This is a genomic window from Sporosarcina sp. CAU 1771 (assembly GCF_054482775.1).
Genome location: NZ_JBTLRN010000019.1, coordinates 1 through 26,309 on the forward strand (window position 1 = coordinate 1; position 26,309 = coordinate 26,309).

At 38.1% G+C, this 26,309-nt stretch carries 27 protein-coding genes; 4 read left to right on the forward strand and 23 right to left on the reverse strand.

What is annotated here, in order from left to right:
- Nucleotides 1-243 precede the first annotated feature (243 nt).
- The gene (locus tag ACXYMX_RS12160) at nucleotides 244-666 is read left to right on the forward strand and encodes a DUF4181 domain-containing protein (RefSeq protein WP_459044507.1); all 423 of its coding nucleotides are present in this window, start codon (nucleotides 244-246) and stop codon (nucleotides 664-666) included.
- Nucleotides 667-752: 86 nt separating this feature from the next.
- Entirely contained in the window at nucleotides 753-926 is a 174-nt protein-coding gene (locus ACXYMX_RS12165; RefSeq protein WP_381536130.1) for a hypothetical protein, read from the forward strand.
- A 723-nt stretch (nucleotides 927-1,649) separates the two neighbouring features.
- Here ACXYMX_RS12165 and ACXYMX_RS12170 read toward each other — a convergent pair.
- The 3 genes from ACXYMX_RS12170 to ACXYMX_RS12180 all read right to left on the reverse strand — a co-directional run bounded on the left by ACXYMX_RS12170 (nucleotide 1,650) and on the right by ACXYMX_RS12180 (nucleotide 4,383).
- Nucleotides 1,650-2,573, reverse strand: a complete 924-nt coding sequence (locus ACXYMX_RS12170) for a DMT family transporter (protein WP_459044508.1) — start codon at nucleotides 2,571-2,573, stop codon at nucleotides 1,650-1,652.
- 281 nt (nucleotides 2,574-2,854) lie between these two features.
- Nucleotides 2,855-3,838, reverse strand: coding sequence for a zinc-binding dehydrogenase (locus tag ACXYMX_RS12175; protein ID WP_459044509.1), 984 nt, complete (start codon nucleotides 3,836-3,838; stop codon nucleotides 2,855-2,857).
- A gap of 59 nt (nucleotides 3,839-3,897) precedes the next feature.
- Nucleotides 3,898-4,383 carry a dUTP diphosphatase gene (locus tag ACXYMX_RS12180; protein WP_459044510.1) on the reverse strand — a complete coding sequence of 162 codons (486 nt, stop codon included), beginning with the start codon at nucleotides 4,381-4,383 and terminating at the stop codon, nucleotides 3,898-3,900.
- Nucleotides 4,384-4,481: 98 nt separating this feature from the next.
- On the opposite strand from ACXYMX_RS12180, the gene ACXYMX_RS12185 reads away from it, so the two are divergent.
- Entirely contained in the window at nucleotides 4,482-4,865 is a 384-nt protein-coding gene (locus tag ACXYMX_RS12185; RefSeq protein ID WP_459044561.1) for a sigma-w pathway protein ysdB, read from the forward strand.
- A 52-nt stretch (nucleotides 4,866-4,917) separates the two neighbouring features.
- On the opposite strand, the gene ACXYMX_RS12190 is transcribed toward ACXYMX_RS12185, so the two are convergent.
- The 19 genes from ACXYMX_RS12190 to citZ all read right to left on the reverse strand — a co-directional run bounded on the left by ACXYMX_RS12190 (nucleotide 4,918) and on the right by citZ (nucleotide 24,771).
- Nucleotides 4,918-5,196, reverse strand: a complete 279-nt coding sequence (locus ACXYMX_RS12190; RefSeq protein WP_459044511.1) for a DUF1294 domain-containing protein — start codon at nucleotides 5,194-5,196, stop codon at nucleotides 4,918-4,920.
- Between the two features lie 120 nt (nucleotides 5,197-5,316).
- The gene (gene rplT, locus ACXYMX_RS12195) at nucleotides 5,317-5,676 is read right to left on the reverse strand and encodes a 50S ribosomal protein L20 (protein WP_459044512.1); all 360 of its coding nucleotides are present in this window, start codon (nucleotides 5,674-5,676) and stop codon (nucleotides 5,317-5,319) included.
- 37 nt (nucleotides 5,677-5,713) lie between these two features.
- Nucleotides 5,714-5,914 (reverse strand): 50S ribosomal protein L35, encoded by a 201-nt coding sequence (rpmI, locus tag ACXYMX_RS12200; RefSeq protein WP_459044513.1) that lies wholly within the window; start codon nucleotides 5,912-5,914, stop codon nucleotides 5,714-5,716.
- Between the two features lie 27 nt (nucleotides 5,915-5,941).
- The gene (infC, locus tag ACXYMX_RS12205) at nucleotides 5,942-6,448 is read right to left on the reverse strand and encodes a translation initiation factor IF-3 (RefSeq protein ID WP_459044514.1); all 507 of its coding nucleotides are present in this window, start codon (nucleotides 6,446-6,448) and stop codon (nucleotides 5,942-5,944) included.
- Nucleotides 6,449-6,817: 369 nt separating this feature from the next.
- The gene (gene thrS / locus ACXYMX_RS12210) at nucleotides 6,818-8,755 is read right to left on the reverse strand and encodes a threonine--tRNA ligase (protein WP_459044515.1); all 1,938 of its coding nucleotides are present in this window, start codon (nucleotides 8,753-8,755) and stop codon (nucleotides 6,818-6,820) included.
- Between the two features lie 378 nt (nucleotides 8,756-9,133).
- Nucleotides 9,134-10,078, reverse strand: a complete 945-nt coding sequence (dnaI, locus tag ACXYMX_RS12215; protein ID WP_459044516.1) for a primosomal protein DnaI — start codon at nucleotides 10,076-10,078, stop codon at nucleotides 9,134-9,136.
- A complete protein-coding gene (locus ACXYMX_RS12220) occupies nucleotides 10,079-11,443 on the reverse strand; it encodes a replication initiation and membrane attachment family protein (protein ID WP_459044517.1) in 1,365 nt (454 codons plus the stop codon). It abuts the gene before it with no gap.
- Between the two features lie 82 nt (nucleotides 11,444-11,525).
- Complete coding sequence (gene nrdR / locus ACXYMX_RS12225) at nucleotides 11,526-11,987, reverse strand: transcriptional regulator NrdR (RefSeq protein ID WP_459044518.1); 462 nt, start codon at nucleotides 11,985-11,987, stop codon at nucleotides 11,526-11,528.
- Between the two features lie 143 nt (nucleotides 11,988-12,130).
- A complete protein-coding gene (locus tag ACXYMX_RS12230; RefSeq protein WP_459044519.1) occupies nucleotides 12,131-13,153 on the reverse strand; it encodes a glyceraldehyde-3-phosphate dehydrogenase in 1,023 nt (340 codons plus the stop codon).
- A gap of 146 nt (nucleotides 13,154-13,299) precedes the next feature.
- Nucleotides 13,300-13,896, reverse strand: a complete 597-nt coding sequence (gene coaE / locus ACXYMX_RS12235) for a dephospho-CoA kinase (protein ID WP_459044520.1) — start codon at nucleotides 13,894-13,896, stop codon at nucleotides 13,300-13,302.
- Nucleotides 13,897-13,913: 17 nt separating this feature from the next.
- On the reverse strand, nucleotides 13,914-14,786 hold the full coding sequence (gene mutM / locus ACXYMX_RS12240) for a bifunctional DNA-formamidopyrimidine glycosylase/DNA-(apurinic or apyrimidinic site) lyase (protein ID WP_459044521.1): 873 nt from the start codon (nucleotides 14,784-14,786) through the stop codon (nucleotides 13,914-13,916).
- Between the two features lie 9 nt (nucleotides 14,787-14,795).
- Nucleotides 14,796-17,420 (reverse strand): DNA polymerase I, encoded by a 2,625-nt coding sequence (gene polA, locus ACXYMX_RS12245; RefSeq protein WP_459044522.1) that lies wholly within the window; start codon nucleotides 17,418-17,420, stop codon nucleotides 14,796-14,798.
- A 132-nt stretch (nucleotides 17,421-17,552) separates the two neighbouring features.
- Nucleotides 17,553-18,554: a protease modulator HflC gene (hflC, locus tag ACXYMX_RS12250; protein WP_459044523.1), complete on the reverse strand. Its 1,002-nt coding sequence runs from the start codon at nucleotides 18,552-18,554 to the stop codon at nucleotides 17,553-17,555.
- Complete coding sequence (hflK, locus tag ACXYMX_RS12255) at nucleotides 18,551-19,522, reverse strand: FtsH protease activity modulator HflK (protein WP_459044524.1); 972 nt, start codon at nucleotides 19,520-19,522, stop codon at nucleotides 18,551-18,553. Before hflK ends, hflC begins: the two co-directional genes overlap by 4 nt.
- Before the next feature lie 60 nt (nucleotides 19,523-19,582).
- Entirely contained in the window at nucleotides 19,583-20,995 is a 1,413-nt protein-coding gene (pnpS, locus tag ACXYMX_RS12260) for a two-component system histidine kinase PnpS (RefSeq protein ID WP_459044562.1), read from the reverse strand.
- Entirely contained in the window at nucleotides 20,995-21,708 is a 714-nt protein-coding gene (locus tag ACXYMX_RS12265) for a response regulator transcription factor (RefSeq protein ID WP_459044563.1), read from the reverse strand. Before ACXYMX_RS12265 ends, pnpS begins: the two co-directional genes overlap by 1 nt.
- 19 nt (nucleotides 21,709-21,727) lie before the next feature.
- Nucleotides 21,728-22,204, reverse strand: a complete 477-nt coding sequence (locus ACXYMX_RS12270) for a MaoC/PaaZ C-terminal domain-containing protein (RefSeq protein ID WP_459044525.1) — start codon at nucleotides 22,202-22,204, stop codon at nucleotides 21,728-21,730.
- 119 nt (nucleotides 22,205-22,323) lie between these two features.
- A complete protein-coding gene (gene icd, locus ACXYMX_RS12275; protein WP_459044526.1) occupies nucleotides 22,324-23,592 on the reverse strand; it encodes an NADP-dependent isocitrate dehydrogenase in 1,269 nt (422 codons plus the stop codon).
- 63 nt (nucleotides 23,593-23,655) lie between these two features.
- Nucleotides 23,656-24,771, reverse strand: a complete 1,116-nt coding sequence (gene citZ / locus ACXYMX_RS12280) for a citrate synthase (protein WP_459044527.1) — start codon at nucleotides 24,769-24,771, stop codon at nucleotides 23,656-23,658.
- A 173-nt stretch (nucleotides 24,772-24,944) separates the two neighbouring features.
- On the opposite strand from citZ, the gene ACXYMX_RS12285 reads away from it, so the two are divergent.
- On the forward strand, nucleotides 24,945-25,922 hold the full coding sequence (locus ACXYMX_RS12285; RefSeq protein ID WP_459044528.1) for an AI-2E family transporter: 978 nt from the start codon (nucleotides 24,945-24,947) through the stop codon (nucleotides 25,920-25,922).
- On the opposite strand, the gene ACXYMX_RS12290 is transcribed toward ACXYMX_RS12285, so the two are convergent.
- The gene (locus ACXYMX_RS12290) at nucleotides 25,909-26,292 is read right to left on the reverse strand and encodes an FxsA family protein (protein ID WP_459044529.1); all 384 of its coding nucleotides are present in this window, start codon (nucleotides 26,290-26,292) and stop codon (nucleotides 25,909-25,911) included. The genes ACXYMX_RS12285 and ACXYMX_RS12290 overlap by 14 nt on opposite strands.
- Nucleotides 26,293-26,309: the final 17 nt, after the last annotated feature.

Sequence of the window (26,309 nt, forward strand, 5' to 3'; positions counted from 1 at the left end):
TAACCCAAATCAAGAAGAGTAACTTGAAACTTATAATTAATAAAACCATCGTTAGATGGAACGCGGAATGCTTGGAAACTGGCACGTTCCGTGCGGAGCAGGGGAAAAGTTGGAGATAACTTCAAAGGCTTACCTATTGCTACTTTTATTGAAGATGGATATTGTCTAGATAAGTGTATTTGAAGTAATTGAATCTTGAGGAAAATAAAAAGAGGAGAGTTTACAGAGGGAGGTAGTTTGTTAGTGGAAAACAGTTTTGTAAAGCTGATTTTAGTGTTATCTATTTTTGGATTAGTCCTCTTTTTTGTTAATAAAGTTTTGAGAAAGTGGCTTAACATTGGAAGGAAAAAAATGTTTACATATGGTCATGTAAACGATAAACACAAAATAATAGATTGGACCATAAGATTCATTTTTATTGTCCTTTTGTCTTTTGGTTATTTCATTAACGTTCTACGTGACCCAATAAATCGAATTTGGTTTTTACAAACGCATATCCTTTTGTTCGCTTTAATAATTACGACTGAAACAGTTCGTGTAATTATGGAAAAGAAATATGCAGAAAACAGGAATGACCATGTATTTTCGGCAATTCAATTAGCAATAATATCAATATTTTTACTTTCGTTGTTTACGACAGATTTTTTTGGACTGTTAGAAGGGTGAAAAAAACTATCTTCAGTAATCGGGTGCGATAACTGTATACGTGTTGCATTTCAATCAGGCTAGTTAGAGGGAAAGGAGGAAACGGTATGATGAGTTTTGGAGTTAGACTTCTTATGGCTTTTGTACTTATGGCTATTTTATTTACCCTTATCATCTCATTTGTTGAACCGATAATGCTACGCTGGTTTTTAGTCGGTCTTAGTGTAACGATGGTTTTGACGTTTTCTAAATCCTCAATATTTACAAAACGAAATCGATGAATAGTGCCTGATACCCATCACCATTCCCGAATCGGGTGCGATTGTGTCACAAGTATTTTATGCGGACACCTAGTTAATCGGAGTGGAAGCCGGCGACTCTGGGAGGATCAGCAAGACAGGTGAAACAACAACGGGTTGGTCCACCGCTTGCCCTCCAGAACGCGTCCGGCTGCAACGCAGATTAACGAGTTTAACCCTATTCCAGATTCGTGTGCGATTGTTGAATATTTAATAATACAAAAGGGCCTTGATGGTCTTTTTTTATTGGGGTAGCGAAATGGATCATTGTGTTTTGACACGCAAATTGACAGTGGTATTAACACATACCTTAGCGGGATTACAATAGAAATTGTAATCTCGCTAATAGGCTTGTCAATAGGGTGTCTAATATAGGTGTGTTTCACTCACAAACCTTATTACATAGCAAAAAGAAAAGGGTCCAATTCCTATGCGAATTGGACTTAATAGTGTGATTAATTTCATTTTTGTACCACTCAACCGAACGGGTTACAATCAGATGTACACTACTTTTCTTATCATTTTCCCGTAATCCGTTGAACATAAAAAAGTAAGTCAAGTCACCCTAACTAGACGAAATTGTGCGTGGGGTAACCTGTCTTACTACATAGACTTTGATTATCGTCTTATAAATGTTTCGCTTGCTTTCCACTGATTAGATACTTCTCGGAATTACCTGCCCAATCCCGACAACATCCAGTACATTTATTGTTCCCTTCCTGCTTGAACAGGAACCATTGCATTACTACTTTGATTGAGCTCAATTTCTTTTTGACGCGTCGTTTTCCAATTTGATAAAAATATACCTACCAGAATTAACACTCCTCCAAATATGAAGGTTCCATTCAATTGTTCATTCAGAAAGAACCAACCGAAAGCTACAGCAAAAAAAGGAGTTAAAAAAAGAAACGCACTTGTTCTTTCTGGATTGCTCTTTTCTAAAAGATAAAACCAGATGGAGAATTGTATAATAGAGGCACCTACGACTAGCCATAGTAAAATAAATATGGAACTCGTATTTATTATGAAGAATGGTTTTTCGAAAAGGAAGCTAATTACAAAAAGAATGATTCCACCAAAAAGCATCTGATATGCAGTCATCACCCAACTATCAAATTTATGCCCTTGTGTTTTAATTACCAAGGTAGATATCGCCCAGGTTAAAGCAGATATTGAAGCTAGTAAAGTGCCTATTTTTATATTTATAAACCCGCCCATTATTATAAAAACTCCGACAAAGCCAAGAAGTACGCCAATCCATTGGTGAATTTGGTAACGAATCTTTAAGAATATCGTTCCAAATATAATGACAATTAAAGGATTCATAGATGTTAAGATAGAACTTTCCCCTGCTGAAATCGTACGCAATGCCATAAATAAAGCACCCATTACACATGTCGTTTGCAAAAAGCCGATTAGTAGGATCCACATCCAATCCGTTTTTTTTGTAGGATGTGGTTTTTTTAATATTTTAACAATAACAGCCATTATCATTCCAGCCATTATAAAACGTACCCCTGTTAAAAAAAGTGGCGATGCATAAGCTAGTCCAAACTTTCCAACTGTAAACGAAGACCCCATTAACCCCGTTGTCACTAGTATTAAGACTATGAAAAGTGTTCTATTCACCAAATTCCCCCTTATGTCCAAACCCCATACACTCTTTACTATACACTGAATGTATTTAATAGTTAGATAATTTGATTGGTAAAATAGTAAATCCTCATCTTTAAATTATGAACCCTTGACGCTTCGGAGGCCTCGAGAAACGAAAAGGGTTACGTTCCTTTGTAGTCCTTCTTGAGCTACCCTAACAGCAATAGCCGGCCTCTCTGCTAAGTAAATACGATTATTTTCTAGTGGACAACATTAATACAAGTGATTTTACTTGTAAATTTATTCTTGCTTATTCAATCACTTATTCGAAATGCAATTTTACCGAAGTTCTTACTTTCTTCAACATATTCAAATGCTTTTACTGCGTCTTCCAGGACGAACACCTTGTCCACAACAGGATGCAATCCGTATTGCTCTACATGTGCTATCATTTCACGCAGCTCTTCTCGACTTCCCATCGTTGAACCAAAAAGTTGGTGTTGATTATAAAAGAATTCGCGTAAGTTCAAATCAACATTATCTTCTGTTGTCGCACCAAAAACGACGATACGTCCACCTTTTTTCAAGATTTCCAGGGAACGATTAAAAGTGGCTCTTCCAATACTTTCAATGACTAGATCAATCACTTCTCCTTGAAGTTCTTTTTTCCAATCGCTAGAAGTATCTAGTGCAACGTCTGCCCCTAAAGCTAATGCTTGTTCCCGTTTCATTTCACTACGCGATGTAACAATGACTCGTGCCCCTATACTTTTGGCGAATGAAATGAGGTAGGTTGCGACGCCGCTACCCGCTCCAGGGATAAAAACAGTCTCTCCTTCTTTTATATTCCCTTTCGTAAATAATGCACGGTATCCAGTTAAACCTGCGAGTGCCAACACCCCGGCTTCCTCCCATGATAGATTTTTAGGTTTTGGTTCTACTTGGTCTACAGAAATAACAATCTTCTCTGCAAATGTACCATTGTCAGGCATTCCTAAAATATCAAATCCCTCAGGTGGTGCAATTGTATTATCTGCCCATCTTAATGAAGGGTTAATGATTACTTCATCACCTACTGAGACTGTTGTTACATCTTTACCGACTGACTCTATTATCCCCGCGCCATCAGAACCTAATACAAGGGCATCTGGAGTACTCCCTCTTCGGCTTGGTATATTTAAGTCTCTTCTGTTAATACCAGCTATACGAAGCTTGACGACAACTTCACGGTTACCAGCAACCGGGCTAGGAATTTCCTTGATTTTAAGCTCCCCATCTTCATGAACAAATGCTTTCATTTTTCTCATCCACCTTTTCTTATAGTGTTTTTTATAGATAGTAAAAACCTATTTCTACATCAGTATCCTGTTTTTTGACGTATGTAATTTTCTTCATTTTTCAATATATAAGCATCGATAATATTCTCGTAGGTAAATCCAAGATTTTTTGCAATCGCTCCGTAGTGAATCCAGACATTCTCATATGAATCTACTGTTAGTTCATTCAAAAACAGACAAATACTTTCCGTTGTTCGCAAGAATAATTCTGTTAAACTACCATCCAGTTCCGCTTCTGGCCAGGTGGTCATACAATCCAATTCTTTTTCGATACCTAAAGACAGTAGAAAATGGATTGAGTCAACGTACTCTTCAAGTATCACACTTTTTTCTGAGGGCCCTTTACTACTCCAAAATTTAAAACTCCGTGTTTCATTTGCTAGTTCAGCAAGTTCGACAAGGAGAGCTAAGCCTTTTTCTCTGAAAACATCAACTTCCTTTGAACTATTTCTCTGAATAAATGCGTCAAGTTCTCGTTGCATTTTAAAAAGCTGTGACAACTCCATAAAAAAACCTCCAATTTAATTATTAATTATTGAAACCTTTTCCTAAGTCATCCGTATATCAAATGACTAAACCTAATTAAGGGGGATCAATTATTATGATTTTCGCACTTCTGATCCGCTTTGTCATCGTAGCATTCATCGTTTATTTATTTTACCGTGGCATACGATATTTGACAGACCCGAAGCGAAAGCTAGACGAAGCTTACGAAGAAGAACGTTATTATTTTTATGATGACGTGAAAAATGTCCGAAAAAACTTTTTTATAACATACAAAGGTGCCATGTTTGAAGGCGAAAAGTATTTAGGTACTACCGAAAACTCTTTTGACGTTATAACTATTTTTGTTTGGGTAAAAAATGAAGCGAAGTTACAAGGGTTTACAAAAGATGATTTCAATTTCTTGAAAGCGGAAATTTCAACTTACTATCCAATGGCTACTATCAGTTGGAAAAACCCAATCGAAGAACTAATGAATAAGTAATTCCTCCCCTCCACTAATTTAGCGGAGGGGCTTTTCACTTTTCTCAAGAAAACTATACTCCCGGATTTCCAGTTACGTTAAAACCCAATAAATATAATATGACAACGCAATAAATTAGTGTTAAAAAAAGGAAGCCTATTCGAAATGATGTATGCCTAGTTTTATGGCGAAATGAGAGCATTCCTAAATATGCGCCAATACCCCCACCAAATATTGCAAGCATCCATAAATTTTTTTCTGGTACACGCCTACCTTTTTTAATCGCTTGACGCTTATCGTATCCCATTGCAGTAAATGCCCATAAGGACATAATTCCTATCAATAGTAACAAGGATTTCTCTATAATCTTCTCCCCCTTTGCCCTTTCTCCATCTTACACAACTTGAAGTTGTATAAACAAAAAAATGCCTTCTGATTGGATGAACCAATTCAGAAGACATGAATAAACCTCTTATTTTGCGATTGATTTTTTAGCTACATCTGCAAGTTGCGTGAACGCTTGTGCATCTGTTACTGCTAAATCAGCTAGCATTTTGCGGTTTACATCAATTCCAGCTACTTTCAAGCCGTGCATTAATGTGCTGTATGATACGCCATTAAGACGTGCTGCAGCGTTAATACGTGTGATCCATAATCTACGGAATTCACGTTTTCTTTGACGACGGTCACGGTATGCATAGTTATATGATTTCATGACCTGTTGGTTGGCTACTTTAAATAGTTTATGTTTAGAACCATAGTAACCTTTTGCTAACTTCAATACTCTATTACGACGCTTGCGCGTGACTGTTCCACCTTTTACGCGTGGCATAGTTCATAACCTCCTGCTATTCTATCCGAATTTAATATTATTTCATGTACGTAATCATAAAGCGAATGCGTTTGTAGTCGCCTGAAGAAACAAGTGATGCTTTACGTAAGTGACGTTTTGCTTTTGTTGTTTTGTTGGCGAAAAGGTGACTTGTGTATGCACGGCCACGTTTAATTTTACCAGTACCGGTTTTTTTGAAACGTTTCGCTGAACCGCGGTGTGTTTTCATTTTTGGCATATCGGGTTCCTCCTAAATCATTCATTGTTACTGCTTCTCAATAGTTGGAGCTAGTATGAGAAACATACTACGACCTTCCATTTTCGGCCTTTGTTCAACTGTCGAGAGTTCTTTACACGCTTCTGCAAAACGGTCTAATACGCGCTGTCCGATTTCTTTGTGCGTAATAGCACGCCCTCTAAAGCGAATTGAAGCTTTTACTTTATCGCCATTTTCAAGGAATTTGATCGCATTACGAAGTTTCGTCTGAAAATCATGCTCATCAATAGTTGGGCTTAAACGCACTTCTTTGAGAAGAATAATTTTTTGATTTTTTCTTTGTTCGCGTTCCTTTTTCTGTTGCTCAAATTTGAACTTTCCATAGTCCATTACACGAGCAACTGGGGGCTTTGCTGTTGGAGCAACAAGGACAAGATCCAAATTCGCTTGAGCGGCAAGTTCTAACGCTTCAGCGCGAGATTTGATTCCGAGCTGTTCACCATTATGATCGATAATGCGAAGCTCGCGGGCACGTATACCCTCATTTACATACATGTCTTTGCTAATAGTAATCCACCTCCGGATATTTCTCTAGTGAATACTCGGTTTGGGTACAATGTCCATTATGGACATTCCCGCAAGTCCATCAAAGCAAGAATAAACAATCCCTTGCTTAGCTTCCGTCTGTAAAGATGGTAGCCATTTGCTGAACAAAATAAAAAAAGACGGGTAGACAAATTGGATTTGTCTACCCGCGTATGTGTTACGCACACTAAATGTACGTTACCATTCACTATTGTACTGACCTGTCAACAACGCAATGGCGTCGATCAGGTGAGAAGCGGGTAGCCTCTTCTTATACCTCAAACTGTATTCATTAACCTTATTTACTTTAACACGGTGCATTTACTTTGTCAACAGTAATTATTTTAATGAACTTGTTTCCTCTTGCAATCTAGCTAGGAAGTCTTCGAAAGGCATGCTTTCCGAATTCTGTTCACCGTATTTCCGAACGTTTACTTCACCAGACTCTGTTTCTTTATCACCCAGCACAAGCATATAAGGAATTTTTTGCATTTGTGCTTCACGAATCTTATACCCAATCTTTTCTTCACGCTGATCCATATCAATACGGTATCCAGCGGCAACTAGTTTTTCTTGTACGTCTTTTGCATAATCGAAATGTACAGTTGGTGAAACCGGAATAACTTGAACTTGAATAGGTGCTAACCAAGTTGGGAAAGCTCCTTTGTACTCTTCTATGAGAAGTGCTACAAAACGTTCCATCGTTCCAATAACTCCTCGGTGGATAACAACCGGACGATGTTGTTTACCATCCTCTCCGACATAAGTTAAATCGAAACGTTCTGGAAGTAAGAAGTCCAACTGAACTGTAGAAAGAGTTTCTTCCATTCCGATAGCTGTTTTTACTTGAACATCGAGTTTAGGGCCGTAAAATGCCGCTTCCCCCTCTGCTTCAACATATTCAACATCTAGCTCATCCATTACTTCTTTTAACATGCCTTGTGCACGTTCCCACATAGCATCGTCATCAAAGTATTTTTCTTTGTCTTCAGGATCTCGGTATGAAACTCGGAAAGAATAATCTTTTATATTGAAGTCTTTATAAACACCAATAATTAGTTCGACAACTTTCTTAAACTCATCTTTGATTTGATCCGGGCGTACAAATAAATGTGCATCATTCAACGTCATCCCACGAACTCTTTGCAAGCCAGAAAGTGCTCCCGACATTTCATATCGGTGCATCATTCCTAACTCCGCAATGCGAAGTGGAAGGTTACGATACGAGTGAATGTCATTTTTGTAAATCATCATATGGTGCGGACAGTTCATTGGGCGAAGCACAAGATCTTCATTGTCCATACTCATTACAGGGAACATACCATCTTCATAATGACCCCAGTGACCGCTCGTTTTGTAAAGCTCTGAACTACCCAACACTGGCGTGTATACATGATGATAACCAAGCTTTTCTTCTTTATCTACAATATACCGTTCTATGATACGTCGGATTGTAGCGCCTTTTGGAAGCCACATTGGCAGACCTTGACCTACTTTTTGTGAGTTCATGAATAGATTCAATTCTTTACCAATTTTACGGTGATCACGCTCTCTAGTTTCTTCAAGCATTTTCAAGTGTGCCACCAATTCTTCTTTCTTGAAGAATGCTGTTCCGTAAATACGTTGCAACATTTTGTTGTCTGAATTTCCACGCCAGTATGCACCAGCAATACTCAATAATTTAAATTCCTTCAATTTTGCTGTCGATGGAACGTGAACACCACGACACAAATCAACAAATTCACCTTGTTGATAGATTGTTACTTGCTCATCTTCTGGAATCGCTTCTAGAAGTTCAAGTTTATATTCATCGCCAATTTCTCGGAAGATTCTTTCAGCCTCTTCACGAGATACTACAGATCTGTTAAATGCGACGTTTTCATTTACAATTTTCTTCATTTCTTTTTCAATTTCGATTAAATCATCTGCCGTAATTGGCTCAGGAGAATCGATATCATAATAAAAACCATTATCAATCGCAGGACCGACACCGAACTTTGCGCCTTTGAAAAGTCTACTAACTGCTTGAGCTAGTACGTGAGCCGTGCTATGACGTAAAATTTCAAGTGCCTCTGGATCTTTAGGTGTAACAATAGATATAGCTCCATCTTGTTCAATTGGAGTTGTAAAATCAATTAGATTCTCATCTAATTTTCCCGCAATTGCACTTCTTCGAAGCCCCGGACTTATTGAAGCAGCCACTTCTTCTGTAGTTGTTCCTTGTGGAAATTCTTTAATTGTTCCATCTGGAAATTTTAAGTTTATTAACTTTGACATGTAAATACACTTCCCTTTCATTTTAGACAAACAAAAAAAGCCCCATCCCTGGAAAGGGACGATGCTTTCGCTCGTGGTTCCACCCTTGTTTCTTCATTCAAGCACAAATAAGCCTGAGGTTAAAGAAGCTTTACATCGGCTAACGGGCCGGCACCGTCATCAGCTACGAATTAAAACAACAATTTTTCACTGATGCTGCTCCGAGGTGGTCAATCGATTCGTCTTGCCTTAAGGGTTTCCAGCCAATGACCCTTTTCTCTGTAGGTTAACGAAATAATTGGTGTCCTCATCCATGCATTTAATCACTTTAATAGTGTTGATTATACGATGAGTTGTTCTGAATTGCAAGTTCAATTAAGACTTTTTCATCGGTATGCCTTATTCATCACGTCTATTTCTTCCTAATAATTCGATAGGTGCAGACACAGTTCGTATTCTCTCCATTATCCGAGCAGCTTTAACAACTTCTTTATCTCCTCGTTGTGAGAACGTCAAATGATGTTCTAAATCTTTCAGATTAAAGTTAGATGTAAAAAATGTTGGTAATTTCTCTGCCATTCGGTGCTGTAAAATTGTACCAAGCACTTCATCTCGGGTCCAGGCAGACATCGTTTCTGCCCCAAAATCATCCAACATAAGAACTTGAGCTTTTTTTACAAATTCGATTTTTTCATTCAATGAGTTGTCTTGAATAGATTGTTTCATATCACGTAAAAACTCAGGAACGTAAACAGCAACGGTTCGTATTCTTCGCTTTGCTAGCTCATTGGCCAGTGCTCCAAGAATATAAGACTTCCCCGTCCCAAATGGACCATGTATGTATAAACCACGCTCCGGTAGTGTTCCTGTTTCATCAATAACTTTCAGGAATTGTTTTGCTTCCTCCACAACGTCAAGTCGACTATCGTCATAAGAGATATCTATATCTGGAAGTTGTGCCTTCATGACGTCTTTTTGCATATGCATACTTTCAATCATGCGAGAAATCATCCGTTCATCTTCATCCAACAATTTATTCGGACACTTCATATATTCAACGTCGATAAGTCCTCGTGCTAATACTAATTTAGGTTCAAAGCCCTTTAACATATTGATACAGTTAGCCAGATCAGTACACTTATCGCATCGATGCGACCCAGAAGTATATTCATATAACTTACCGAGACTTTTTTCAACGACATCAGTATTTATTTCACTGGAATGCTCTTTCAAGAATTGTTGCACGCCTGGATTTCGAATAATCTCCTGGCGCATCTCATCGTAACGATTCGCAAAGTTTGGTGCTTTTACAACACGATTTAGTGTATCCCCGATTCGTTCCATTTACTTCACCTCATTTCTCATTGCATCTAATTCAGCTTGCAATCTACGACGTCTTTCCATTATCTCTGCACTTGGTTTCGTTTCTTTTTCAATTTGTTTTTCTTCTTTTTTATAAAACCAATCCGGCACTTTTTCCTCACGTGTGGATTGAGTCCTTCTTTGGGCAGGTTTTTGCCCCTCGTTTTTCCACTGCATATACTTATCATGTTCTTTTCTAGAGAATTCCAACGCTTCTTTTGCTGTTGCTACTTTCTTATTCATCCAGTGAGAGGCAATACGCTCCACATAATTGTTCGTGATTTTTCCATCATTTCGAATGTGAACATACTGCATTAACACATTGACAACACCAATTGGTAAGGCATGTGTATTTACAAGCTTCTCGACTAGTTGCACATCAACAGAAAGCGGTTCCTTCCCGTTAATATCTCTTAGCATTGAAACTGGGGGTGTTTGCTCCAGGTATTGGAGGAGCTCGTCTTCGCGAGTTAAAACACCACTTGAATCCTCGTTTTGTACGGGTTGCACAAACACCTTTTGGAGTACTGGTGCTTCTTTAGAAACGCTCATTTTATAAAAATCAATCGCGGACTTTCGAAGTTTCACTTCTGATAACTTCATATCCTCATCAAGTGCCATCATTACAACCTTTTGCATATCAAGAGGTGTTAATGAGTAAAGAAAGGCTAGTTTAGCAATTGTTTCTCTAGGAACTGTGGAAAGTGCGGATTGCGGAACCATTTGTTCAGATAAACCCGATTTAAAAAGGTCATAATCAAACCCACTTGAATCGAACGGTATGTCTTTTGGCTCACTTCTACCGACTAATTCGTCAGCATCAACGACTTCCCCGCTGTACCCGTTATTAATTGGTTTATATACGTCAAGAAATGTTCTAGATACCTCTTCAAACCCTTCCATTCCTTCTACATTTGCAGTAAATCTTGCTCTTAAGCTGCGGTAAGCATGCTCGCCAATTTTACTGAATAGAAATGTGGATAGCAATGGATCTGTAAAAAACGCCTTCGCATCAAGAGGAGGGAGTAACTCATAAACAAATAAGCGATTTTCTCCATCTTTTTTCATTAACGTTCGAAGTAGTCCAATTGCTTCAAGAGATATACGGGCTTCAAAAATCGGCCCAAGTGGCAACGTCAATACGTTCATTAAATGATAATGATTGTACTCCGTCTCTTCCCCCTGTTCAGCATCCGCCCAAAGAGTCATAAATAAGCTCATTGAATCCGACCCGATAAGTGGTTGGTAAAACAAAGTAAGAAGTTGCCGGTCATAATCCGAAAAAGGATAGGGCAACCGAATTTTATATGTGTCAACTGGCTGTAATTCTTTATATAAGGTTACCACCAAAACTCCTCCTTTTAAAGCATGCAAAAGAAGTCCCATCTTAAGCTAATCACATATAGATAGTTAAACTTTCATGCGTTAATTAGTCATCTGAACGATTTTGAAGATTCTTTAATTCTTCGATAAATACGGATATATCTTGATATTGACGATACACCGAAGCAAACCTTACGTAAGCCACTTCATCGACATCTGCCAATCGCTCCATCACCATTTCTCCTACTTTATCGGAGTTGATTTCAACAATTCCAGAACTACGAAGTTCTTTTTCAATTGAATAAACAATATCTTTAAGGTCGTCCAATGATACCGGTCGTTTCTCACACGCTCGAATTAAACCACGAAGAATTTTTTCTCCACTAAATTCATCACGCGATCCGTCTTTCTTAACAACAATTAAAGGCGTGTCTTCAATTTTCTCGAAAGTAGTAAATCGAAATGTACATGATTCACATTCTCTACGTCGCCTAATTGACCTACTTTCATCTGCTGGCCTTGAATCAATGACCCGAGAACCATTATATTGACATGCTGGACATCTCATTGAAGTATCCTCCGCTTTTTCATTTTAATCAAAGTAAAAAACCTTTGCTAATACAAGTTGAATTAATTATAACAGAAGATGTCGATAAAAATCGAAAAAAGCAGAGGTTTGTACCTCTGCTTGTGAATTTCATATTTATTTCATTATGCTTTTACAGTTGTTTTCAATGCATTTCCAACTTTTTTTGCTAGATCTACAACACGCGCGGAGTAACCCCACTCATTATCATACCATGCTAGAACTTTGATTTTGCGATCACCAATTACAATTGTGGAAAGTCCATCAATAATGGCCGATTCCTTTGTAGAGTTAAAGTCAACAGATACAAGCGGTTCTTCAGTCAAGCTAATAATCCCTTTCATAGCACCATTCGATGCATCTTTAAATGCATCGTTAACCATTTCAATCGTTACATCTTGTTTTACATCAACTACAAGGTCAACTAAAGAAACATTTGGTGTTGGAACACGCAGTGCCATCCCATGAATTTTACCATCCAATTCTGGCAGTACAAGTGACAGTGCTTTCGCAGCGCCAGTTGAAGTTGGAATGATTGACTGTGCGCAAGCCCGTGCACGACGAAGGTCTTTATGTGGGTTATCTAAATTATTCTGATCCGTTGTAAAAGCATGAACAGTAGTCATTAGCCCATTCACAATGCCGAATCTATCGTTTAATACTTTTGCTACTGGAGCCAAACAATTCGTTGTACAACTTGCATTTGAAATTACGTCATGCTTTTCGATATCAAGCTGATCATCGTTGACACCAAGTACAACCGTAATATCTTCATTTTTACCTGGAGCTGAAATGATTACTTTTTTGGCACCTGCTTCAAGATGAAGTGCTGCTTTATCACGAGAGTTGAAAACTCCTGTTGCTTCGATAACAACATCAATTCCGAATTCTTTCCAAGGTAGTTGAAGCGGGTCTCTATTCGAGACAATCTTAACACGTTTCCCGTTTACAATAACGGCATTTTCTTCCGCAACTACATCCCCTGGGAATGTTCCATGATTCGTATCGTATTTAATTAGATGAGCCAGTGTTTCAGATGGATACGTAGCGTTTATCGCAACGACTGTTACATCTTCCTCCATGATCATTTGGCGGAATACCATCCGTCCAATTCGTCCAAACCCATTAATCGCTATAGAAGTTGTCATGTATTGATCCTCCAGTAAGTGTGTTATACTCTACATCTTATATTCGTTAATTAGTATAACACATTACCCGTTAATGTATCACTACAAATAACTAGAAAGTAGTATTCTCACTTTTCAAACTATATTTCATCTGATAGTCGGTTATCTTAAAGTTTCACATTCCAACGAGAGAGAATAGCGTTAAGCTGGTTTTCAGATTCTTGAACAGTACCGTTATTATAAATTACTGCGTCAGCACCCTCTTCTTTTTGATGAATGGGAAGTTGAGATGCAATTCGCGCAGATGCGTCCGCTTCGGTTAATTCATTTCTCGACATAAGACGTTGCTTTTGTATTTCTGGGGTTACAGATACAACGAGTATTTTATCAACAAAATGTCCGAGTTTACTTTCAAATAATAAAGGAATATCCATAATGATTGTGTTGGAACCATTTGTAATCCATTCATTTTTCTGCCTCAACATTTCGGCTCGTATGGCGGGATGAATAATCGCATTTAATTTTTCACGTTCTGTTTTATCGCCAAAAATAATTTCTCCTAGTTTTTCTCGATTTAAAGTTCCGTCATTTTTAAAGACAATATCCCCAAAAGCCGCTTGTATTTTCAACATCACTTCCGTCCCAGGTTCAACAACTAGACGAGCAATCTCATCAGCGTCGACTATGGGAAAACCTTTTTCCTTCAACATATTCGAAACTGTAGTCTTTCCACTAGCAATACTTCCGGTTAAGCCGATAATCATAGTTGCATTTCCCTCCATCATCTCTGACAACTTGGACAATACACGGATGTCCTTCCGGCGATTTTCATGCTTTTAGTCTCCACTTGACAGCTCGGACATTTTTTCCTACCATACATTTGCAGATGATTTTGCATGTTACCCGATTCACCGTTTATTGTTCTGTAGTCCGAAATCGTACTTCCACCCGCATCGATGCTTTCCTGTAGAACGTTTACAATAACTTCAAATAACTCTATTTTGCGTTTTTCACTAATTCGTTCCGCTTTTCTGCCCGGATGGATATTCATCCGATACAATGCTTCAGTTGCATATATATTGCCACAACCCGAAATTACATGCCCATCCATAATCACTTCTTTTATGGCCTTTCGTGCATACTTAGGCTTTGCGGCAAATTCAAGAAAATGCGCGCAGGCTGTTTCATCGAAAGGTTCAGGTGCCATTTTCAATAACGGCGGATGATCCGCTTCGCGGGTTAAGAATCGAAGCTCTCCAAAACGACGTATATCTGAGTAAACCAGCATTCCGCCATCTTCCATCTCTAAAATAACATGAATATGTTTTCGAAATTTCAGTTCTACTACTTCATCAAGGGAATTAACGGCAAACCAAGCGCCTGACATTCCCAAATGGCTTACAAGAAGATAGGTTTGCCCCTCTTTTTTCAAATCAATATAAATATATTTACTTCTACGGGTTACATTTTTAATAGACATTCCAATCAAATCTTGTGTAAAACGATCCACACTCATCCCTTTTACAATTGCTTCCTTACCCTGTGCTTTTGATTCAATAACAATATCTGAAATGATTGCTTGACGGATTGTTCTTCCGATTGAAACAGGTGCAAGTTGGCGAACAAGACCCTCGACTTCAGGTAATTCAGGCATCTATATCCCTCACTTTGTATCGTACCAAGACTTACCAAATTCCCATTCTACTTTTAGTGGTACATCGAGAGCAATTGCGGACTCCATTACTTCTGGTACGATTTGTTTAAGTTTCTCAAGTTCTTCTTCAGGCGCTTCAAAAATAAGTTCATCGTGTACTTGAAGAAGCATGCGTGTTTTCATTCCTTCACTTTCTAGACGCTTGGACATATCAATCATTGCTTTTTTAATAATATCCGCGGCACTACCTTGGATAGGTGTATTCATAGCCGTTCTTTCTGCAAATCCTCGTATGTTAAAGTTGGAGCTTGTAATTTCTGGCAGATATCTTCTTCGATTCAATAAAGTCGTCACAAAGCCTTTTAATTTCGCTTCTGCTACGATGTCTTGCATATACTGTTTAACTCCAGGAAAGCTATCTAAGTAAGCCGTAATAAAAGATTCTGCTTCTTTTCGTGTAATATTTAAGCTCTGCGATAAACCATAATCACTTATTCCATAAATAATTCCAAAGTTAACAGCCTTAGACGATTGGCGCATATCCGAAGTAACCTCATCGATTTCTACTCCGAAAACATCCGCCGCTGTTCTCGTATGAATATCTGCGCCTTCTCTAAATGCTTCAATTAATTTCTCATCTTGTGAAATATGCGCTAATACTCGTAACTCAATTTGAGAATAATCCGCTGTAAACAAACTCCATCCTGGCTCAGAAGGAACAAATGCCGCCCTTATTTTCCTACCTTCCTCTAAACGTACTGGTATATTTTGTAGATTCGGGTTGATGGAACTAAGGCGCCCAGTTTGTGTAAGTGCTTGCTGGAATCGTGTATGAATTTTACCATCCTCATGAATCTCTTTTGAAAGACCGACAATATAGGTTGAATTCAGTTTAGCAAGTTGACGGTAAGTTAGTATATGACGAATCACCTCATGCTCACTTTCCAACTTCTCGAGTACATCCGCAGCTGTCGAGTAACCCGTTTTCGTTTTTTTAATTGGTGTAAGCCCCATCTTTTCAAAAAGAATCACACCTAATTGTTTCGGTGAATTTAAATTAAAACTTTCCCCTGCAATTTCATAAATAATTGTTTCAAGTTCAAGGATTTTGGCTGAGAGTTCTTTACCAATCTCTGCAAGCGTTTCTTTATTTGTCTTTACTCCAGTCGATTCCATCTTCCCTAGAATCGTTGCAAGTGGCAGTTCCAAATCATGATATAAATCGAACTGATCGTTTTCTTTTAATTTTTCTTCTAATGATTCACGCAACTCCCAAATTGCTTGCGCTTTTCTACTGGCATGATCTGCAAGTACATCTTCCGTTGGTACTGCCATTTTCGCACCTTTTCCATATACTGATTCATCTGTTTGCACGGCACGATAACTAAACTCCCTAGCAATTGAAGCGACGTCTGTATACGTTGTCGCTGGGTTAACAATATATGAGGCGAGCAGCAGGTCAAACTCGATGCCTTTAATTTCAAAGCCGTGATTTGCCATTGAAGCTAAAGCAGCTTTTGAATCTGAAGCGTACTTCGTTTTGCTGCTATCCAGAAGCCACTCTTTAAATAGTGCCGATTGTACAGCTACTTCAACTGGAATGTATAGAGTTTCTTTTTCCGATGCAAGACCAATTCCTAATATATCTGCACGCAAATAATTTTCTTCCATCATTTCAACGTGGATCGCCATTTTATCTAGTAGTTGACTTTCGGTTATTTCTGTGGCGATTGTAACTTTGATTTCTTCCTGAGGTTCTTCCTCTAACTCTGGTGCAATTTTTTCAAGAAGGGTTTTAAAGCCAAGTTCTTTATATATATTTATTAATTCTTCTGTATCTGGACCTTCATAATCTAAATCGTCAATTGCGATTGTTATAGGAGCATTTACTTCAACCGTTGCCAATTCTTTACTCATAAATGCTTTTTCTTCGTTTTCCGTTAAGTTCTGGTGTAATTTTTTGGCCGTTATTTTATCTAATGATTTATATACATTTTCAATTGAACCGTATTCCTTAAGCAGTTTTAATGCTGTTTTTTCTCCAACTCCTGGTACTCCAGGGATATTATCAGATGGATCGCCCATTAATCCCATCATGTCAATAATTTGAAGTGGTTCAATTCCATACTTCTCCATTACATGTTCAGGCGTATATTTTTCAGTATCCGTAATCCCTCTGCGAGTGATGACAACCGTTGTGTTCTTCGTTGCGAGTTGTGTCAAGTCTTTATCTCCGGAAATAACAACAACTTCCGCATCCTCTTTATTTCCATCTTTACTTAACGTTCCAATAATATCATCTGCTTCGTACTCGTCTAATTCATATTGTGAAATATTAAATGCTGTTAATAACTTTCTTATATAAGGAAACTGTTCCGATAACTCCGACGGTGTTTTCTGGCGTCCTCCCTTATATTCCTTAAAGGTTTTATGCCTAAATGTCGTCTTACCCGCGTCCCACGCAACAAGGATATGTGTTGGTTTTTCATCGGCAAGTATATTTTGAAGCATCATAGTAAAGCCATACACCGCGTTCGTATGAACACCATGATCATTTGTTAAAGGGGGCAATGCAAAAAAGGCTCTGTATGCAAGGCTATTTCCATCTATTAAAACTATTTTCTTTTTCGTCAAGTAAGCTCCACTCCTATTCATCAGATTAAACGTATATTCCATGTGATAAAAAAACATCATCTCCATCTATCTTACACGAGGTAAGGATAAATGAAAATGATGTACATTGATAAGCTAAATCCCTATAACTAGTTACTCGAGGTAACCCGTCAATATTTTTGCATATGGAGAATCTGATGGTAAGATGATTACCGTGTCTTCACCAATTGTTTTAGAATACGATTGCAGCGTTCTGTATAAATTATAAAACTCTGGATCTTTGGAGAACGCTTCGTTATACGTTCTTGCTGCTTCAGATTCACCTTCTGCATGAATAATAGCCGCTTCTTTATTTGCAGTTGCAAGCATTTCTTGCACTTCGCGATCTGTTTCTGCTTCAATCCGCCTCTTATCTGCGTCACCTTCAGACAAATACGTTTGCGCAGTCGATTGTCTTTCAGAAATCATTCGAGTATAAATCGACTGTTCGTTTTCTTCAGGAAGATCAATTCGTTTCATACGAACATCAACCACTTCAATACCAAAGTTTCCTGATTCCAAGAACTCATTCACTTTTTCAGTTACACGATCGTTCAAGTTTCCACGTGAAGGGTTTTCATCATTTACGACATCAACATAGTCAAGTTGACCAAGTTCAGATCGAACTACCGAGTAAATAAACTCTTGCATTCTTGATTCTGCATTTACAATCGTTCTTGCGCTAGAAATCATTTTTTGGGCATCAGTGATTTTCCAAACTGCATAATTGTCAATAATAATCCGTTTTTTATCGCGTGTATTTATTTCTGCTTCAGAAACATTTGACGTCATCTGACTCTTTAGTAATGTTGTAACGTCTTGGATAAATGGTATTTTCATACTCATACCAGGCTCATCTACAATACGTACAATCTCACCAAACTGACGAACAACTTTATATTCATTCTCTTTAACTATAAATAGATTAGCAATAAGAATAAGTACAATAGCAAAAATAGCAGTTAGAGTTAGCGTTAACTTAACGTACTTCTTTCCTTCAATCGGCTTTTTAATTTGCCCTGGCTCGTTTGGTCCACCTTGTACTTTTCTCTTCGCTTTTTGTCTTTCAAGAAATTTTTGTTCTATACTTTTAAATGGATTGTTTTCGTTACTCAATTTCCTTCTCCCCCTTCTACTTTTTCTGTAATTGGCGGAGTCGTATTATTATCTAATTGTCCTAAAGGTAAATACTTAAGGGTTTCACCAGTGTCGTTCATTATATATATTTTCGCCTTAGGTAAAACTTTTTCTAACGTTTCAAGTACTAGACGCTGACGAGTAATTTCTTTGTTCTTGGCATACTCTGCATTTAATTGATTAAACAAAGAAACATCACCAAGCGATTGCTCAATACGTGCTGTTTTTGTACCTGTTGCACGTGAAATAATCGCGTCACGTTCTCCAATTGCTTCATTCTTTTTCTGGTTTTCATATTTCTTTGCTTCGTTTATCTTCGTGTTTTTAGTTTCTCGGGCATCTGTTACTGCAGTAAACGCTGCACGTACTTCTGCATTCGGGAGTTCAACATCTTGTAATTTAACACTTTGAATTGCGATTCCAATGTTATATTTTTCGATTAATGTTGAAAGTAAATCCCTCGTTTTAGCTTCAATTTCTGCTTTCCCATCCGTTAAAGCCGAGTCAATCGTTGAACTACCGATAACTGAACGAATAGAAGCTGATGTTGCATCATGAAGGATTTCTCTTGGATTTTCAGAGTTAAATAAATACTGTTGTGGTTCAGTAATTTTCCATTGAACGACAAGATCCGTTAAGACAATATATTCATCACCAGTAATCATTTTTGTTTCCTTATCAAACTCAACCAGTTCTCCACCTTGATCTTGTTTAAAACCAAAACTAAGGCTAAATGTTTCCTTCGATAATTTTTCTACATGTTGGATTGGCCACGGTAATTTGAAATGCAATCCAGAATCAGTAATAGGCATATCTGCTTTACCAAATGTAATTACAACCGCTTGTTCCGATTCATCGACAGTGTACCACGTTGTGAAAGCTGCGACGACTAGAATAAAGCCTGTAATTACTAAACCGAAAACGGTTAATATACGGCGCGAACTCATAAAAATAAACCTCCTTAAATTATGTATCAATAGTCTATACGTACCTAAAGCGTAAAGGTTTCAACTATTTACCCTAGGTAGTTGAACTTTAAAGCTGGTACCCTTACCTAATGCACTTTCAACAACAACTGAACCATTATGCGCTTCAACCAAATGCTTGACGATTGCAAGACCTAATCCAGTTCCACCAGAGTCTCGGCTCCTCGCACGGTCCACACGATAAAACCTTTCAAATAGACGTGATAATTCTGAAGGGGCAATCCCAATCCCTTCATCTTTTACTTCGATAATGACATAACTCTTATAATCCTTAACCGAAACTTTGACCGTTTTTGCTTCTTTCGAGTACATAATTGCATTGGTAAGAAGATTAACCATGACTTGCATTAGCCTTCCTTCATCACCTTCAATTAGAACTTCTGATGGCATGTCTACTTCTAAATTCATCTTTTTACGTTCAATCTTGACAGATACCGAATTTAAAGCATCATTAATCAGTTCCATTAAGTTTACTGTAGAGTATTTGAGTGTAAAGCCTTCACTTTCCATTGCTGACAACGCAAGTAAATCATCAATAAGAATTTGTAAGCGATCTCCTTCTTTTTGAATGATTTGTAAAAAATCGCGCGCTACTTCTGGTTCATGCATTGCCCCAGAGAGCAACGTTTCCGTAAACCCTTTTATAGATGTTATCGGTGTGCGAAGTTCATGGGAAACATTCGCAACGAAATTCTTTCTTACTTTCTCCAGTTGAACAAGTTTTGTAATGTCATGCATAACAACAACAATTCCAAGCCAGTTTCCATGATCCCCAATAACAGGTGCTCCATATACACTTACATACGAAGAAGTAGATCCATTCGTTAAACGAACTTGTTTCTCACTTGGTTGTTCGGTCATAAAAACCGATTCGATTAATTGCGTAATTTCCTCAGGTAAACCGATTCGATTATACGTTTTTTTAATGATTTGCTCGGATGTAAATCCAAATGTTTCTCTGAAAACACCATTAACTAGATTGACAGCACCTTCACGCCCAATCATTAAAAGCGCGCTCCCCATACTTTCAACTAACGTATTCAGTCTTTCTTTTTCCATTACTCGTAGAATAGACATCTCATGCAGAGTACTAGCTATTCTGTTAATCGCTGTAGATAATTCATTTTCTGTTCCCGGTTCAGTAAACTCGATACGTGCATTAAAATCTTCTTTTGATATACGTAAGGCAGCTTCAGTAATATTATCAATTGGTATTGTATATCTCTTCAGCAATCGGGCAGCCATAAGTAAGGATAAGATAAATGCTACACATAAAATCGATAGTAGAAAAACAAGATACTTTTGTTGTATCTCATCATTGGGGCTATCCAAAACCAATGGAAAAAACTGGCCAAGGACAACTCCTAGACCAGCAAACACTGCTAACAGTAAAATGGCGTAAGCGAGAAATAACCGCCTATATAGACCTTTTATCATTTGTTTTGCTCCTCAAACTTATACCCAATGCCCCGTACAGTCTTAATAAAAAACGGTTTCCTCGTGTTCTCTTCAATCTTTTCACGCAAATGACTTACATGAACATCTACAATTCGTGTATCTCCTACAAAATCATAGTTCCAAACTGCGCTTAGCAATTGGTCACGTGTCAATGCCCGATTTTTATTTTGAATGAAAAACAGAAGTAGTTCAAATTCTTTAGGCGTAAATTCAAGTTCAGCACCATTTAAATAGGCTTGATATCGATCTAAATCAATACTAAGCGCACCTGAAACGAGTAACTTACTAGAAACTTGAGAATCGATTGATCGGTCTGAACTTCTCCTCAATACAGCCTTCACACGAGCAACAACTTCCCTAGGGCTAAATGGTTTTGTCATATAATCATCGGCGCCAATTTCGAGGCCCTGCAACTTGTCTAGCTCGTCACCTTTTGCAGTAAGCATAATTATAGGTATATTAATGCCTTTATTGCGCAAAGTCTTACACACTTCAATGCCATCCATTTTGGGCAACATTAGATCTAAGAGCAGAAGGTCAGGATTTTCAGATTCTACCTTACGTATTGCTTGCTCACCATCTGCAACAAGTATCGTTTCATAGTTTTCTTGTTTTAAATTATAATCAAGTAATGTTCGAATCGATTGTTCATCTTCCACGACCAGTATTTTTTTACGAGCTACTTCCATTCCAATCATCTACTCCCCATTAAAAGTTATCCATCGCTTGAGAAGTTAGCCGATCAACCACTTTAGGTGGAACTACTGTTATCACTCCTGAAATAACAGTATCTTTTTGCTCATCTATTGCTTCTATATTGACTTCTATTAAATTTTTTTCTGTATTAACAAGTGCAACTTCGAATGAAAACTCAATTGTGGAATAATGGTAAACCACTTTCGGAAATTGAAGATTCTGCCCAACTACATGAGACCCTGGTCCAGGTAAATACTTTGACGTTGCAGAAGTTACGATACCAGTAAGCATAATTGAAGGAACAATCGGTTTTTCATAGACCGTTTGTGAAGCAAAATCATGCTGAATATAAAGAGGGTTTGCATCATTGGTAAGTCCTAAATACAAAAGTAAATCCTTATCCTCTATTTTTTCAGTTAACATTAACTTTTCTCCAACTTTAATGTCTTCAATCTTCCTACCGAGACGTCTTTTCTTCCCAAGTATCAACATAATTCCCCCTTGTTCATAGTACTACTAGTCTAACAATAATCAGAAAAAAAATCGAGTGGCTTAAGCCACTCGATTTTCAGTAGAATTCAACTTAGAAGTCAAAGTCTCTTCTAAAATTAAAGGTTCTTGATAAGCTCGTTTGCAAATTCAGAAGTTTTCACTTCAGTTGCTCCGTCCATTAGACGTGCAAAATCATAAGTAACAACTTTTGAAGCGATTGTTTTCTCGATAGAGTCTTCAATCATTTTTGCAGCTTCATCCCAGCCAAGGTGTTGCAACATTAGAACTCCAGATAGAAGTACTGATGATGGGTTTACAACGTCTTTTCCAGCATATTTCGGAGCAGTACCATGTGTAGCTTCGAAAATAGCATGTCCTGTTACATAGTTAATGTTCGCTCCAGGCGCGATTCCAATACCACCTACTTGTGCAGCAAGTGCATCAGAAATGTAGTCACCGTTCAAGTTCATCGTTGCAACAACGTCAAACTCTTTCGGGCGTGTCAAAATTTGTTGAAGGAAGATATCAGCAATTGCTTCTTTAACAATAATCTTCCCAGCTGCTTCAGCATCTGATTGTGCTTTGTTTGCTGCGTCTGAACCTTCTTCTTCTTGAATCTTGTCATACTGTCTCCATGTGAATACCTTATCGCCAAACTCTTCTTCAGCAACTTCGTATCCCCACTTAGCAAAAGCACCTTCAGTAAATTTCATGATGTTTCCTTTATGAACAAGCGTTAATGATTTACGGCCTTCTTTAAGAATATACTCAAGCGCACCACGAACTAGACGCTTTGTTCCATCTTCAGAAATAGGCTTAATTCCAATTCCAGAAGTTTCTGGGAATCGAATATTTTTAACACCCATCTCATTTTGAAGGAAATCAATTAGCTTCTTCGCTTCGTCTGTACCTTTTTCATATTCAATTCCTGCATAAATATCTTCAGTGTTCTCACGGAAGATAACCATGTCACAGTCCTCTGGACGTTTTACTGGTGAAGGTACTCCATCAAAGTAACGAACAGGACGTACACACGTGTAAAGATCTAGTTCTTGACGAAGCGCTACGTTCAATGAACGGAACCCTCCACCAATTGGAGTTGTAAGTGGTCCTTTAATAGCAATCAAATACTCCTCAATTGTGTCAAGCGTTTCCTGTGGTAGCCATTCGCCAGTTTCGTTGAATGCTTTTTCACCAGCAAGAACTTCTTTCCAAACAAGCTTCTTATTACCATCATATGCTTTTTCAACAGCCGCTTCAAGAACACGTGAAGCTGCATTCCAAATATCTGGACCTGTACCGTCACCGATAATATAAGGAATTATTGCGTGGTTTGGAACATTTAATACACCATTTGTTACTGTAATTTTTTCACCGTTCGTCATTAAAATTTCCTCCTCAATTCAAAATCATAGGGCTAGCATAGATTTATGCCGCCCTCTTCATTTTTATCTTTCGTCAATTGAAACATATTTTTGCATGCCTGGTCCAGTGTACTCAGCACGTGGACGAATTAACCTATTATTTGCATACTGCTCAAGAATGTGAGCAATCCAACCCGAGATACGAGAAACTGCAAAGATAGGCGTAAACAGGTCATGGTCAATATCTAATGAGTGATATACAGATGCTGAGAAGAAATCTACGTTAGGTGGTAGATTCTTTTCACCCGTTACGATTTCTTCGATTTGAATACACATATTATAATATTTCTCTTCACCACGAAGTGTTGTTAGTTTTTTGGACATTTCACGAAGATGCTTCGCGCGTGGATCCCCTTTACGGTATACGCGGTGTCCAAAGCCCATAATTTTTTCTTTGTTGTCTAATTTCTCTCTAATGTATGGTTCTACATTCTCTTCCGAACCAATTTCCATTAGCATTTTCATTACTTGCTCATTCGCACCACCGTGAAGTGGTCCTTTAAGTGCACCTATTGCAGCTGTAACACCAGAGTATACATCAGACAACGTTGCTACACATACACGAGCAGTGAATGTCGATGCATTCAACTCATGATCTGCATGAAGCACAAGTGCCTTATCAAACGCTTCAATCGCAATATCTTTCGGCTCTTCGCCAGAAAGCATGTAAAGGAAGTTTGCAGCATAGCTAAGTTCTGGCTTAGGTGCTACCGGCTCTAGGCCTTTACGAATACGAGAAAATGCAGTTACAATCGTTGCGATTTTAGCTTGTAATTTAATTGCTTTTTCATAGTTTGCTTCGTCAGACATATCTTCTGCTTTGTCATCGTATAATCCGAGAAGGGAAACCGCTGTACGCAAGGCAGCCATCGGGTGTACTTCCCCGATAGGATAGGTTTTAAAGTGATTAAGAACTTCTTGTGGAACAGACATGTTATCTGCAAGTTGTTTTTTCAACTCTGCCAATTCCTCTTTCTTTGGCAAACGCTGATGCCATAAAAGATAAACTACTTCTTCAAAACTGGCATTATCTGCAAGATCGTCAATGTCGTAACCTACGTATGTAAGTGTGTCATCAATGATTGAGCTTATTGCTGACTGCGTTGCTACGATGCCCTCCAACCCTTTGGGTGATGTCATGTGAATCGCTCCTTCTTTCAATGTTGCCGTTCTTCCCATAAAAAAAGGCAGGAAACGGCCTGTCTGCTAGTGCGCTATTTAAAATGCTTACAGAATCCATTATAATCAACTTTGTCCGTTTTGTGAATAAAAACGCTTAATATATTTTGTTTTTCCCGAAAGGAAGGTTTAAAATGTCACTTAGCGCTGCTAAAAAAAACCTACTACAAACAGTATTTATTAAATGGACTCCTGCATTAATAACCGCGGTAATGATTTACCTCGTCCCACCAGTAGCTCTAGCTATCATTCTAGCATACTTTTCAGCACCAATCCTACTTGCTGTAAAATCAGTTACAAAACTACCGTTGACGATCGCTACTTTACTCGTTATGTCGTTATTACTTTTTTTGACAAGCACATTTACTTATGTTGCTCTTCATGGTTTTATCGACATCGTGCCAACTATTGAACAGCATCTTTCACCGTATACAAAAAACACAGATATCCCAGGTAAAACAATTACTTTCCTTGAGGAAAAAATTATTCAGTATGGACAGGCAATGTTGGAATATGCGATCACAACTATACGAACAATACTTCAGCAACTGTTTAGCCTCTTTATTTTCCTAGTTGCTTTCTTTTTCAGTTTAAGAGAATCTGGTAAAAACAAATTTTGGTTTCTCGCATACTTTCCAACTGTAATTCGACAATCGGCAAGACGAATGTTGACAGCTGCCGGCAAGCTTGTCGGAACATTCATCTTCGTAGAACTACGACTCGTATTCTTTACATTCATTATTCTAGCACTTGGGTTTGTGTTTCTAAAGTTCAAATCCCCCATCGGTGTAGCTTTTATTATCTCACTTGTAGACAGTCTTCCTTTTTTCGGAGTCGGACTGTTCCTTATACCTATGGCCATATTCTTTCTATACTTAGGCGATTTGTATATTGGCATCGCACTGGTCTTACTCTATATTTTCACACTTGTTACCCGCCAAATTGCAGAGTCTTACATGTATGCTTCCACTTTTCAGCTTAAACCAATCCATACATTTTTCATTATGGCTAGCTCTTTTTATTTATTTGGCCTCGTGGGCATATTACTGACGCCTTTTCTCTTATTTGCAGCGACAAAAGTAAAAAGCCATCCACTTTTCACCTCAAAATAATTTGTCTGTTTTTCATTTTCTTGTAAATCCATCTCTGAATAGATGGACGGATTAAATTTCTTGGCCAGCTAAAAAGCAATAGAAAACCAATTATATCCGTTAAAAAACCGGGCATGAGAAGAAATATACCGCCAGTAAAAATACAGGCACTGTCAATTAATGCATCTCCAGGTGTCTCCATAACTTCCATGCGTCTTCTTAATTCATTCCATGCTTTCATCCCTTGCCGCTTTGCCAAATAGGCGCCACCTATTCCTGTAGCAAGGATAATTGCTATCGTTGGTAGTAATCCAATCAACTGGCCTGAATAGATCAATAAGACGAGCTCGGCTGTAGGTATAATGATAAACGCTAGTGCAATCCATTTCATTCGTAAAGCCACCTCTT